The organism is Rhizobium sp. YJ-22, assembly GCF_029601685.1.
Lineage (GTDB): Bacteria > Pseudomonadota > Alphaproteobacteria > Rhizobiales > Rhizobiaceae > Metarhizobium.
Window position 1 is genome coordinate 1 of the sequence record NZ_JARRIR010000010.1, and the last position, 13,267, is coordinate 13,267.

At 60.1% G+C, this 13,267-nt stretch carries 10 protein-coding genes and 2 pseudogenes; 6 read left to right on the forward strand and 6 right to left on the reverse strand.

Annotation, left to right across the window (positions count from 1 at the left end; genetic code table 11):
• A pseudogene (locus tag P7F60_RS21500) lies at positions 1-798 on the forward strand (DDE-type integrase/transposase/recombinase); the annotation flags it as partial.
• Here P7F60_RS21500 and P7F60_RS21505 read toward each other — a convergent pair.
• The 5 genes from P7F60_RS21505 to P7F60_RS21525 form a co-directional block, all read right to left on the reverse strand.
• On the reverse strand, positions 770-1,396 hold the full coding sequence (locus P7F60_RS21505) for a hypothetical protein (protein WP_277919754.1): 627 nt from the start codon (positions 1,394-1,396) through the stop codon (positions 770-772). The pseudogene P7F60_RS21500 and the gene P7F60_RS21505 sit on opposite strands and share 29 nt — an antisense overlap.
• A 5-nt stretch (positions 1,397-1,401) precedes the next feature.
• On the reverse strand, positions 1,402-1,797 hold the full coding sequence (locus P7F60_RS21510; RefSeq protein ID WP_166096897.1) for a hypothetical protein: 396 nt from the start codon (positions 1,795-1,797) through the stop codon (positions 1,402-1,404).
• A 107-nt stretch (positions 1,798-1,904) separates the two neighbouring features.
• On the reverse strand, positions 1,905-3,449 hold the full coding sequence (locus P7F60_RS21515) for an SIR2 family protein (RefSeq protein ID WP_277919755.1): 1,545 nt from the start codon (positions 3,447-3,449) through the stop codon (positions 1,905-1,907).
• 573 nt (positions 3,450-4,022) lie between these two features.
• Entirely contained in the window at positions 4,023-4,775 is a 753-nt protein-coding gene (locus P7F60_RS21520; RefSeq protein ID WP_166096899.1) for an alpha/beta hydrolase, read from the reverse strand.
• A 49-nt stretch (positions 4,776-4,824) separates the two neighbouring features.
• Positions 4,825-6,600, reverse strand: coding sequence for a cytochrome c biogenesis protein DipZ (locus P7F60_RS21525; RefSeq protein WP_166096901.1), 1,776 nt, complete (start codon positions 6,598-6,600; stop codon positions 4,825-4,827).
• A gap of 321 nt (positions 6,601-6,921) precedes the next feature.
• Here P7F60_RS21525 and P7F60_RS21530 point away from each other — a divergent pair, with 321 nt between their 5' ends.
• The 4 genes from P7F60_RS21530 (at position 6,922) to P7F60_RS21545 (ending at position 10,654) form a co-directional block, all read left to right on the forward strand.
• Complete coding sequence (locus P7F60_RS21530) at positions 6,922-7,962, forward strand: alpha/beta hydrolase (RefSeq protein ID WP_166096902.1); 1,041 nt, start codon at positions 6,922-6,924, stop codon at positions 7,960-7,962.
• Between the two features lie 89 nt (positions 7,963-8,051).
• The gene (locus P7F60_RS21535) at positions 8,052-8,792 is read left to right on the forward strand and encodes a response regulator (protein WP_166096903.1); all 741 of its coding nucleotides are present in this window, start codon (positions 8,052-8,054) and stop codon (positions 8,790-8,792) included.
• On the forward strand, positions 8,789-10,108 hold the full coding sequence (locus tag P7F60_RS21540) for a HAMP domain-containing sensor histidine kinase (protein ID WP_166096905.1): 1,320 nt from the start codon (positions 8,789-8,791) through the stop codon (positions 10,106-10,108). The genes P7F60_RS21535 and P7F60_RS21540 overlap by 4 nt, the downstream gene beginning before the upstream one ends.
• 129 nt (positions 10,109-10,237) lie before the next feature.
• Positions 10,238-10,654: an organic hydroperoxide resistance protein gene (locus P7F60_RS21545; protein ID WP_166096910.1), complete on the forward strand. Its 417-nt coding sequence runs from the start codon at positions 10,238-10,240 to the stop codon at positions 10,652-10,654.
• Between the two features lie 220 nt (positions 10,655-10,874).
• Here P7F60_RS21545 and P7F60_RS30845 read toward each other — a convergent pair.
• Positions 10,875-11,507 (reverse strand): annotated as a pseudogene (locus P7F60_RS30845) (TetR/AcrR family transcriptional regulator); the annotation flags it as partial.
• A gap of 112 nt (positions 11,508-11,619) precedes the next feature.
• Here P7F60_RS30845 and P7F60_RS21555 point away from each other — a divergent pair.
• The gene (locus tag P7F60_RS21555) at positions 11,620-13,215 is read left to right on the forward strand and encodes an ABC-F family ATP-binding cassette domain-containing protein (RefSeq protein WP_166096907.1); all 1,596 of its coding nucleotides are present in this window, start codon (positions 11,620-11,622) and stop codon (positions 13,213-13,215) included.
• The last annotated feature ends 52 nt before the right edge of the window (positions 13,216-13,267 follow it).

Here is a 13,267-nt window from a genome sequence, read left to right on the forward strand (position 1 = left end):
GCGCCCAATCTGCTTTACCGGTGGCGCAGGCTCTTGAATGAGGGAGGTGCTGCAGCCGTGGTTTCTGACGAGCCGGTCATCGGCAATTCGGAAGTGAAGAAGCTGGAAGATCGCGTCCGCGAGGTGGGGCGCATCCTTGGCCGCAAGACGATGGAGGTCGAAATCCTCCGCGAAGCCCTTTCGAAAGCGGACTCAAAAAAACGGATATCGCGGCCGATCTTGTTGCCGAAGGACGGTTCCCGATGAAAACCGTCGCAGACACGCTGGGCGTCTCCCGTTCCAACCTCGTCGAACGTCTCAAGGGCAGAGCAAAGCCGCGTCCCGCATCTGAAGGTTGAAGATGCAGAGCTTCTGCCAGCCATTCGCGGGCTCGTCGATGCCAGACCCACCGCTGGCTATCGGCGGATCGCCGCGCTCCTCAATCGCGAGAGGCGATCCGCCGATAAGCCTGTCGTCAACGCCAAACGAGTTCATCGCATCATGGGCAACCACGCCATGTTGCTGGAGAAGCATACGGCCATTCGCCAGGGCCGCATCCACGACGGCAAAGTCATGGTGATGCGCTCCAACCTGCGATGGTGCTCGGATGGACTGGAATTTACCTGCTGGAACGGCGAGGTCGTTCGTCTCGCCTTCATCATCAACGCCTTCGACCGCGAGATCATCGCTTGGACGGCTGTCGCCAATGCAGGCATCTCCGGCTCCGACGTCCGCGATATGATGCTGGAGGCTGTCGAGAAACGCTTCGGCGCAACCCGAGCCCCACATGCTATCGAGCATCTCTCGGACAATGGCTCGGCCTAGCCTCGTCCCGCCGCGCCGTCGTCAACCGCTCACTCTCCGATGCTCGCTCCGTCGAGAGCGCCTGCAGGCGCCCCGCTTCCGACGTAAGGTTCGCTATCGTGGCCGCAATGTGTGCGGTGAGGGAGCCACTATTGAGCTCCGCGTAGTCGCGGTTGCATACCGGGCACATGTCCCCTTCGACATGCGGCGCGATCCCCGCAAGGGCAGCGGCGAGCGTCCGGACGTCCTTGGCGCCCGCTTCGAGCGCTTGGTTGATCTCGCCAGTGCGTGTTGTCGCCCTTTGGATCGTGGTTCGCGCCCCCATAAGCTGCTGGCTCGCCGTGTCGTGCTGGTCCAGCAACCGCAGACAGCGATCAACTTCGACGACACACCATTTGAGCGCATCCGTAACCTGATCCTCGACGCTTGCGCCATCGGGTGGCGACAGCTCGGAATGAAACTCTCTAATGGCGTCCAGCGCCTCTGTGATCTGCGCTCCAGGACCGTTCAGCCACGTTTCGTACTCGGATCCGATGGCGGCAGCATCCCGCTCCAGCGCCGCGATCTCGGCGTGGGGACTTACTGCGGAGGTCTGATCCAGACGGCTCAGCAACGAGCTCACCTCTGAGCCCTGCTGTGTGACGCTCGCGAGTTCAGCCTGGTCCCTGTCCGATCTCCAACCCGGGCCCGCAGCGCGGCGACATCGAAACCGGTAGCAACCGGCCCTGCGGTCGAGTCTAGAACAGCCAGCAGTTCGTTAAGGCGCACGATGCGTTGGGCTGTCGCCTGGCGAGCCGTCTCGACGTTCGACCGCTCGCGCGCAAGCTGCTTGTCGAGCAGATCACGAGCGTCCTCTAACTGCCTGTGGACCGGAGCCAGCTTCCGTATCCGAGTGACGTGGAACGCATGGTCGAGGCCGTCGACCAGGGCGTCGAGCGCGTCGAGACGCAGCAACCCCTTCACGAACTCGGTCAGCCGCGAGTTCGTGGTCTTCTTCTGGTCGTAGATGTCCAACGGCCGACCCAGCACTGCTAGCACCGCTCCGCAAAGAAATCGGCATCGACCGCATTGAGCGCCGGCTTCGCTTCGAACCAGGATCTCAAAGACCGTTTCCGCTGTCGTCATAGTCCGACCTCAGAGTTAAACCTGCTCTGGACCTCGTCAAACGATGCCGAGCTCGAGTAGGACGCTGACGTTAACATAGCGCGGCGGCGCCTTGCCTGTCCGCCAGGACTTGGATGGGCTTCGCTGTTGCCGGGGAGTGACCTTGCGCGAGCAGATGACGACAACGTCGTCGTCTGCCTCGTCAAATGCCCCGGACGCGACGAGCTGGTTGATATTATCGTCATTGGCGGCGAGAAACACGCGGGCCTCGGCCGCCGTGGCGACAAGTCGCAGTGCCCCGCTCGTCGGCTGCTCCGGATCGTCCACCGCAACCGACCACTGGCGACAAGCCCCTGGCCGATCAGGCCCAGTGCGGCAGCGGCTTCCGGCCTGGCGGAGAACTCCGCCGCCGGGTCCTGCTGCATCAGATGTGCCGGCTGCGCACTTAGCGGCTCATAGGGGCGGCGGCCGGCGCTGCCCGGACGCCCGAGAAATTGTTCGGAGACCCGCCCGATCAACGCTGCAATGGTCCGGGCGCAATCGTACCGGTTGGCGTTACCGGCCCGCGCCGCGGCACCTTCAAGCGCTTTGAGTCCATCGACAAGGCTCTGCTTGCCCGTAGCACCAACGGCTGGCGACGTCAGCAGACCTGCAAGCGCGGCAAGCTTGCTGAACATTGTTCTCAGCAGTAGCCAGCAGCAGTGGGTTTCCGAAGGCAGGCAGGGTGGCATCTGTCCGAATCTGGTGACGGTTGGCCTCATAGTCACCCTGGTACGCACCCTCGAGGATAATTTCTGTCCCTCAGAGAGCTCCTGGGCCGCGAACACGATCGGCGGCGGGGCGGAATTCCAGGCGCAGCCATTCGCGCTGAACAGCTGCTGGATGTTGGTGTCCTGCCTGGAAAGACCGATCATCAGCGTTCTTGAACGGGCAATTAGTGCCCGGAGCTGTTCCCGCATCTGGGTGAAGCGCGGGTTCAGAGCCCAATGCGTGATGGCCGCTTCCCTCGCCACAAGCAGTGGCCGATACTCGGCTTCGTTAGCTATTGCCCGGTTCGCACAGCCGTGGAACTTGTACGACCTCCCGATCCCCGGCGGTCCGTGGAGATCGCCCCCGGTAACAGCGACGAGAAACGTCTCGTTCGGCCGACCGAGTTCAACCATTGCGGCTTCCAGTAGGCCATCCCAGTTTGCAGTTGCAAGATCCGATACCACGCCTTCGAGAACCAGCATACCGATCGCCAGGTGCTCGGCGTCGGCCCTCTGCACTGCAAATGTCGTGGCGAAGTCGAGAACGTCCCACAGCAGGTAGTCGAAGGGCCGGTCCTGAACCTCGGTACCCAGCGCCTTGGAGTACTTGTTCCAGAGTCGGTCGATGAGTGCGGCGTGGATCGGCCAGGATGCAACCGGCCGCGCGAGGTCGATCTGTGCTCTCTCGTCGGCAGACAGATCGGCAAGACCGAGAATCGCGTCAAAGGCGCGATGGTGCTCGCAATCGGCGCCGGTGATGCGCAGGCACAGGTTCTCTAGCAGCTTGGACAGCACACCGTCCAGCCCGGCCACGCGTTCCCGCTAAATAGCAGATCCCAACCAGAGGGCATACTGCCCGGCTTGGAAGCCAACCGAAAAAACCCTTCTGCGGACCATTGAGCGGGTCGAGCGTTTCCGAGATCTTGATTGTTGACGCTGTCGGCAAGGTGCTCCTCCTCAACACCACGCCCAGCGTGATCGAGTGAATGTTTCAACCAATATTGAAGAGCAACCGGGTTGCAACAACGCTTGGCGGTTCGTCACTGCAATCAGTAGAGGGCGATGCCAGCTAATATGAGATTGGAAGTCGATGTCTGTCTGTGGCGGGGGATAGATAAAGCATTGAGAAGCCCGTTGAGAAAGCCCGACTTAGGCGACCTCGGGCTCATATCGGATATATGTCCGCTTCTCGTTTGAAGTCCCTCAAATACGAATGGTTGCTTACGACCCCACATCAACCATTTCCCGAGAGCACGTAGCTGTGCGTAAACGTAAATTCGGCGCTAACGTGTGAGCCGGCCGACTGGGTCGGCGGTTCGACTCTCTTCAAGAGCGAATTAGTTTCAGTGGCGATCCATGTTGCCGGATCGCCACTTTATGCCCGTGCTAGAGAGCCTTCGCTGCTGTTTCAATGATCTCAGCAACCTTCTCGGGCTGAGAGGCGAAGACGGCGTGGCTGGATTTGATCTCGGTCACGCTGCTGCCGGCGCGGCTGGCCATTTCACGCTCCAGATCAGGATTGATGGAGCGATCTTCGGTCGCAACAATGGACCAGCTCGGTTTCGTCTTCCAAGCGGGATCCCCTATCTTGGCTGAGAACGCTTCTTTCGAGGCGAAGACCTGCGATCTTGCCAGAAACGCCGCATCGTCCTTCGGCAGGTCCGCGGCGAAGTCCTTCGCGAAGCCCGCGGGATCGAGATAGAGATACTTCCCGTCCTTCGTCTCGCGGATATTCATGCCGCCAGCGGGCTTCGAACTTGCGAGGCTTATGAGACTTTCGCCCTGGTCCGGCTGGAAGGCAGCGACATACACGAGACCAGCGACAACGGGATTGTGGCCAGCCTCGGTGATTACCATTCCACCATAGCTGTGACCGATGAGAAGCGTCGGGCCGTCCTGCAAATCGAGCACCCGGTTGGTGGCGGCGATATCGTCGGCGAGCGACGTAATCGGCTGCTGCACGATCGTGACATTGAAACCTCGCTGGACCAGGATATCGGATGCCTTGCGCCATCCCGAACCATCGGCAAGTGCGCCATGAACGATGACGATGTTTTTGACCTCGGCGGCCTGCGCAGAATAAGCGATGACGCTGGCGGCGAAGGCGAGTGCGAGGATCGAGATGGAATGTCGGTTCATGCGTTTTACTCCTGTTGTCGTGGAAGGTCTTGATGCGAAGGATGGGGTGTCAGCCGAAGGTGAAGGCGTAGGCTTCGACGCCTGAGTCGAGGAAGCGGATCTTGAATGTCCGCTCCTCCACGTCGCCGGACTGGCGAACGAGCTGGTAGAGCCTGGTAGACGTCACCGTGCCGTAGCCGTCAGCATCGATGTCTGTGCCGTGATCGAGCCCAGGTGCCGTGCCGTCGATCGTCACCTGGAAGCGAATAGGCTTACCGGTCGCTTCGGGTCCGAGCACCAGATGCAGATCGCGGGCGCTAAAGTGGTAGACGATGCCGCCATCCGGCTGGTCCAGTACGGCGCGCTCGGCGCCGATCGTCCAGGTTCCGAAAAGGCCCCATTCATTGAGAGCTGGTCTATCGGCGGAATATGTGGTGACCACATCCGCGCGGAGGCCTTCCGGAGAGACGAAGTCTGCTGCGCGCTCATAGCCCAGGTAGCTCTCGCCGGAGCGGATGTTTTTGAGATCGGGGCTCGCCTCGACGCCCTTGGGATTGGGCGTCACGGTTGTGGTCGCTGCCAGATCGTCGCTGGTTTCTCGCAACAGGTCCTGGATCGCCTGCTCGGTCTGGCGGTAATTGCCTTCGCCAAAGTGGTGGTAGCGGATCTGCCCCTTTGCATCGATCAGGTACTGTGCCGGCCAATAGCTGTTTTGGAACGCACGCCAGACCTTGTAGTCATTGTCGATTGCAACCGGATAACCGATCTTGAACTCCTCGATCGCCTTTTTGACGTTGTCGATCTTCTTCTCGAAGGCGAATTCCGGGGCGTGTACACCGATCACGACCAGGCCCTGATCATTGTATTTTTCGGCCCAGGCGCGAACATAGGGGGAGGTCCGGATGCAGTTGATGCAGGAATAGGTCCAGAAATCGATGAGGACGACCTTGCCGTGAAGCTGTTCCCTCGTCAGCGGCGGCGAGTTCAGCCACTCGACGGCGCCGTTCAGCGAAGGCGACGCGCCCTCGACGGGCAGATTGCTGCGGAACGGCTGTCCTGCTTCGATGACAGCGGATGTTGTGTCATTGCTGGCAACAACGGATGGAGGCTCGCTTGCTGACTTGTCTTTCAGTTGGTTTAGTATGGCCTGCTCGAATGTGGAGGTGCTGGCATAAGAGAGCCGCGCCAGGAGACCGGTGTCGAGACCGAGCGCAATGACCGCGACGCCAGCCAGAACTGCGGCTCCCAGCCCTTGGCGAATACGCTCGCTGATGCCGAGCGACCGCTTCATGCCGGCAATCAACTTGCCGCCGATGAGGAGAGCGATGGCAAGCGATGTCGCGGCGCCAGCAGCATAAGCGACAAGCAGAACAGTCGTCTGGAGGTTGGCGCCATTCAACGCCGCGCCTGTCAGCAGAAGGCCAAGGATCGGCCCGGCGCACGGCGCCCAAAGGAGCCCGGTTGCAACGCCGAGGATGAATGAACTCGCCGCAGTCGGCACAGAGCCTGGCCTGCCCGACACGTTTAGCAGCCTGTTGCCGAAATCGACGACGGGCTGGGTGATGATGCTCGCAACGCGTGGTGACAACAAGCTGACCCCGAAGACGGCGAGCAGCAGGATCGCGGCGAGACGACCGTATTCATTGGCATGGATCGCCCAACTCCCGCCGACTGCTGCAAGCGTCGCTACCAATGCGAACGTGACGCTCATGCCGATCAGCATGGGAAAGGTACTTCTGAAGAAGGGCTGTCCAGCTCGGGCAAAGACGAAGGGTAGAATGGGAAGGATGCACGGGCTGAGGATGGTCAGCGCCCCTCCGAGGTAGGCAATGATAAGAAGCGTCATCGTCGTTTCCTTGAAACCGGTTGGTCGGGTTCTGGACGGCGATGGGGCGCGACCAGCAACAGGGCCAATCTGGTCGGAGCGACGTGTCCCGCATGTGTCGGGCTTCCATCGGAAATGTACCGCAGTGTAGGACCCGGCCCATCCACAACAGAGCGATACAAATTGTTGGCAAGCCCGGTCGGCGGGTGGCGCGAGTTGTATCAGACTGTATCGAAGGCTGCGGAGGCTACATGCGCATTCAATTCAGGGCTTGACGGGACATATGCGGGATACGTGGAGTTGGCTTTCTTTTCATCACAATCAATCAAGATGGAGAGAACGATGTCCCCTCAATTCAACCACCAGCGCCGGCGCTTCTTCGGTATCGCCGCCATGACCGTGGCTGCCACGCAATTGGGCATGAGCACGATTGCCCATGCCCAGATGCCCGCCGCGGCCCCGGCCTCGGTCAAGGCGGGAGGGCAAATTGCGTTCGCGGCACTCAAGCAGATCAAGGCAGGCGTACTCGATATCGGATATGCGGAAGCCGGCCCGGCCGATGGTCCCGTTGTCCTGCTCGTTCACGGCTGGCCATACGACATCTACAGCTATGTTGATGTGGCACCGATCCTGGCCGATGCAGGCTACCGCGTGCTTATTCCCTATCTGCGTGGCTACGGCACGACGCGTTTCCTCTCGGACGAGACACCGCGAAATGGCCAGCAGGCGGCACTGGCTGCCGACATGATTGCCTTCATGGATGCGCTCGGCGTCGACAAGGCGATCCTGGGTGGATATGACTGGGGTGCGCGCACCGTCAACATCATGGCGGTTCTCTGGCCGGAACGCTGCCAGGCGATGGTTTCGGTCAGCGGCTATCTCATCGGCAGCCAGGCCGCCAACAGCAAGCCATTGCCGCCGGCCGCGGAACTCTCCTGGTGGTACCAATTCTATTTCGCCACCGAGCGGGGACGGCTCGGCTATGCCGCCAACACGCACGAATTTGCAAAGCTCATCTGGCGGACGGCATCGCCCACCTGGATGTTCGACGATGCGACGTTTAACCGATCGGCCGCCGCCTTGGACAATCCGGACCACGTCGCCATCACAATTCACAATTACCGCTGGCGGCTCGGTCTCGAAGACGGTGAGGAGAAGTTCGATGGCTTCGAGAGGCAGCTCGCCATGGGTCCGGTGATCACCATTCCGACGATCACCATGGAAGGCGATGCCAATGGTGCGCCCCATCCGCAACCATCGGCCTATGCAAAGAAGTTCTCTGGAAGATACGAGCACCGGAATATAGCAGGTGTCGGGCATAATTTGCCACAGGAATCGCCGGAGGCATTCGCCCAGGCCATCATCGACGTGGCGCAATTCTGATCGCAAGGCTGCCGCGAGAAACCGCTTTACTCGTGGCAGCCAACGCGGAAACTAAACTTGCCTGGTTTCGGATCCTTGAAAGGTCACAAATGGAGCATGTCGACCATATTCTGATTGTCGATGACGACCGCGAAATTCGCGAGCTGGTCTCAAGCTATCTGAAGAAGAACGGTCTTCGAACGACAGTTGCCGCCGATGGTCGGCAGATGCGCAGTTTCCTGGAAGCCAGCACGGTGGACCTGATCGTGCTCGACGTGATGATGCCCGGGGATGATGGCTTGGTGCTGTGCCGGGAACTGCGCGCCGGCAAGCACAAGGCGACGCCGGTCATCATGCTGACGGCACGCGACGACGAGATGGATCGGATCATCGGGCTGGAAATGGGCGCCGACGACTATCTGCCGAAGCCGTTTGCGGCGAGGGAACTACTTGCCCGTATCAAGGCGGTGCTGCGGCGTACGCGTATGTTGCCGCCCAACCTGCAGATCAGCGAAGCCGGCCAACTGCTGACCTTCGGCGATTGGCGGCTCGACACCGTCGGCCGGCATCTTCTTGACCATGACGGAACAGAGGTTGCCTTGAGCGGCGCCGAGTACCGACTGCTACGGGTGTTTATCGATCATCCGCAACGCGTGCTCAATCGCGACCAGATCCTGAACCTCACGCAGGGCCGCGATGCCGAACTATTCGACCGCTCGATTGACCTTCTGGTCAGCCGTCTGCGCCAGCGGCTTGGCGATGATGCGCGCGAGCCGACCTACATCAAGACGGTGCGGGCAGAAGGTTATGTGTTCTCCGTACCTGTTGAAATCTCGGTGCCGAAGACATGAGTAGTGGCAGCAAGTCTCTTTCTGGCTGGTGGCCGGGCACCCTTCGCTCGCGATTGTTCCTGATCCTATTTTCTGGGCTGGCGGTCGCCTATGGCCTGTCTTTCAGTATTCTTTTTGCCGAGCGCTATATGTCGGCCAAGGCCGTCATGCTCGGGACATTGGAGAGCGATCTGGCCACGTCTATCGCTGTTCTCGACCGTCTTCCCGCCAGCGAGCGGCCTGATTGGCTGGATCGCCTGAGTCGCGGCAGCTATCGCCTTGTCCTTGGGCCAGGGCTTCCCGGTGTTCCGGACTTGTCGGGGCGTGGCGCGGAGATCGCGGACCGGATCGGGCAGGCGGCCGGCAACCGGTTCCCGATCCGCGTCGAAGCCATACCGGGCGACCACATGCGGCTGCAGGGGCATCTGACGCTGTCGGACGGTTCGCCGCTGACAATCGATGTGACCCCGCGCGGGGTGATGCCCTTAGCCGAATGGCTGCCGTATGTCTTCGCAGCCCAGATGGTTCTGCTCATCCTTTGCACCTGGTTTGCGGTGCGCCTCGCCATTCGTCCGCTTGGCGCTCTCGCTGCTGCTGCCGATGCACTCGATCCCAGCAGACAAGGGTCTCCCTTGAACGAAGATGGTCCGAACGAGGTTGCCCATGCGGCACGTGCGTTCAACGCCATGCGTGACCGTATCGCCCATTACCTGGAAGAACGTGTGCAGATCCTTGCGGCAATCTCCCATGACCTGCAGACGCCGATCACGCGCATGCGGCTTCGCGCTGACATGGCGGACGACAGCCCAGAAAAGGACAAGCTGGTCGGCGATCTGCGCGAAATCGAGCGGTTGGTGCAGGACGGAATTGCCTATGCGCGCAGTTCGCACGGCAATGGCGAGAAAAACTCGCGCATCGATCTTGCTTCCTTCATCGACAGCATCGCCTACGACTATCAGGATACCGGCAAGGCGGTTTCGGTAACCGGCATTGTTCAGGGGACTGTCCTGACCAAGCCGCATGCGTTGCGACGTATCCTGACCAATTTCATCGACAACGCCCTCAAGTTTGCCGGTGCGGCAGAGATCAGCGTCGAAAGATCGGGCGAGGGAAATATTATCATCGCAGTCATGGACCATGGACCAGGCATTCCCGACGACAAGCTGGAGTCCGTCATGCAACCCTTTTATCGTCTCGAGACGTCCCGCAATCGGGACACAGGAGGCACAGGGCTTGGATTGGCGATTGCCCAGCAGCTAGCCGTCTCGATCGGTGGGATGGTGCGTATCTACAATCGCGACGATGGCGGGCTTGCTGCGGAAATATCGCTACCCTGACCTACGCGACGCGTCGCTCCTACGATGGGATACAATTTAGCCCTTTTCGAAAACATGCCGGATACGTCGATGCGCCAGAACACCTCCGTCAACCACGTCGTTCTATGCGAACGAATAAAGGAGTGTTCCATGACCAAGATCGAAAAAGTTCTCTATACTGCCAAGACCCATACTACCGGCGGACGCGACGGTGCGGCGCGCAGTGACGATGCGCAGCTTGACGTCAAGCTTTCGCCTCCGGGTAGCAACAAGCCCGGCACAAATCCCGAGCAACTCTTTGCTGCTGGCTGGTCCGCATGCTTTATCGGTGCACTGGGCATTGCCGCGGGCAAACATAAGCTGGCGCTGCCAGCGACGACGGCCGTCAATGCCGAAGTCGACCTCGGAATGACTGACGGCGCCTACCTGCTGCAGGCCCGGCTGAATGTCAGCCTTCCGGGGCTCGATGCCGACCTTGCACGGGTTCTTATCGACGAAGCTCACCAGACCTGCCCCTATTCCAAGGCGACACGGGGCAACATCGCGGTTGAACTGAAGCTTGCCTGAGCAGTCTCCGCAACCTCCCGGAGGGTTCGATTAAACGCCTGATCGTTGGCATGCTCGCGCTTGCCGTCTTCGCAGCGCCCTGCGTTCATGACGTGTTCTCGCCGGAACCGTCCCCGATAGCCGCGCTGGCCACGGCCGTTGGTCTTCTGGGGTAGAGAGGGTTGGAGATCGAAGAGGGAGCGCCTCTGAAACAGTCGCTCCCCTTTTCCATCAGGACTTTAGGTGTCATGGCAGTCTGGAAGATCGTCCATCGGCTTTCGAAAACGTGGCGGCACTCGGCTTCATCGGGAGTGTCGCAAAGGCCGAGGCGGATGCGGTTGTTGGCGCCCTCCAGCAGATCGACGAGGACGCCGCATAGTTCTGATGAGTCGCCTTCAATGAGGGCACCTGATTGCTGAGCAGCGATGATTGCGTCGACCATGGGCTCCAGCGCAGCGCTCGACCAGATCGCCAGCCTTTCTCGAAGGGACGCCGATACCACGGCCTCTGCAATGACTGAGAGGTAGAAGGCCGAATAGTCCCTGTCCATGCCGAACAGGAAATAGCGAAATGCGATCCCATGGAGGGCGAGCAGGGGTTCCTCGTGCTGCTTTGCCGCATTTGCGAGCGCTGCTCGAAACCGGGCGAGATCGCGCTCAACCACGGCCTCCAGAAGCGCCTTCTTGTTCCCGTATCGACGATATAGTGTGTGTTTGGAGATCGCCTGGCGCGCTGCAATCTCCTCCATCGAAGCGTTGGCGATACCCTTCTTTGCAAAGACGGCGCGGGCTTCGTCCAGAATCTGCCGGGTAAGGCTCGCCGCCTCCTCGCGTGTCGGTCGTCCTCCCGGGCGTGGTGGCTGTATTTTCTTCATGCGACCTCGAAGCGTCGGATGGAGGGGGATTTGAGGGTCACCGTTGCTGATACCCGAATAATTTGATAACAGCACGGTATCGTGCCGTTTATTTCGTTGCAACAGGTTTGATATGTCTTCCATCGTGTTGTCGGGTCTTTCCTGCGTCAAGCCGGACGGTGATCCGGTATTCGAGGGCCTCGACCTATCGTTTCGACTGGAACGAACTGGTCTGGTCGGGCGAAATGGTGTCGGCAAAACGACCCTGCTGAAAATGATCTGCGGTCTGCTCTCCCCGTCTGCGGGGTCCATAACCGTCGAGGGTACGGTGGCGCTCGTCCGGCAGATGCTGGATGTCGAGACAGATGAAACGATCGCCGATCTTTTCCGTGCCGGGCAGGCGCTAGACTTGCTCGCCCGGGCAGAAAGCGGGGAAGCCAGCCTTGAGGATCTGGCGGAGACCGATTGGACGGTCAGGGAGCGTATGTTGTCGGCACTTGCCCGATTTGGGCTGGCTGCCGAGCCCGATACACTGCTCAATCATTTATCTGGTGGACAACGGACCAGGGCTGCTCTTGCGGCGGCTCTCTTCAAGGAACCGGATTTTCTTCTGCTCGATGAGCCGACCAACAATCTGGACAGAGCCGGCCGGCAAGCGGTGATCGACCTTCTCAGCAGGTGGAAAGGCGGGGCGATCGTCATCAGCCATGATCGCGGACTGCTTGAGTATATGGATGCCATCACTGAATTAACCACGCTTGGTGCGAAACGCTACGGCGGCAACTGGAGCGACTATCGGTCGGCGAAGGCAATCGAATTGAATGCCGCCGAGCAGAGCCTCGCCCATGCTCAAAAGACAGCCGAGGAGATCGACCGCAAGGCGCAGGTGCTGGCGGAACGGCAGGACCGGCGGAACGCAGCGGGTAACCGCAAAGCAGGAAAAGGTGACATGCCAAAAATTCTCCTCGGTCGGCGGAAGAGCAATGCGGAGGCTAGCCGAGGCAAGGTGGTGGAACTTGCCGGACGCCAGCGCTCCGATGCTTTGGGTGCGGTCGCATCCGCCAAGGCGAGAGTCGAAGTGCTCCAGCCATTTTCTGTGAATCTTCCCTCGACAAACCTGCCTAACGGCAAGGCGGTACTATCGTTTGATCGCATTGCGGCGGGCTATGATTCGAGGCATCCCGTTATCCGGGATCTGTCCCTTTCGATTGTCGGGCCTCAGCGTGTGGCGCTTTCGGGGCCTAACGGGTCTGGCAAAACAACGCTACTGAAGGTGATCACAGGAGAGATCATGCCCATAACCGGCAAGGTCACTTTATCTGTTCCTGCGACGATGCTGGACCAAAGTGTCAGCCTTCTTGATCGCAGTGAAAGTATCCTCGACAATTTCAAGCGACTGAGCCCCGGCGCATCCGAAAATGCTTGCCGGGCCGCTTTGGCCGGCTTTCGTTTTCGCGCGGATGCCGCCCTCCAGCGCGTGGAATCGTTAAGTGGGGGACAGATCCTGCGCGCCGGCCTTGCCTGTGTGCTCGGCGGTGCCACTCCCCCGTCACTGTTGATCCTGGATGAACCGACCAATCATCTCGACATCGAGTCCATAGAGACGGTTGAAGCGGTGTTGAGGGCCTATGACGGTGCCCTGTTGATCGTTAGCCACGACGACGCCTTCCTCGAAAATGTCGGGATGGACAGGCGGGTGGATCTCGCTGGCTGCGCTTCATCAAGTTAGCCGGACGAACGGATAAAGGTACTCACAGCCTTACTCTGTCATTCTCTCCAGA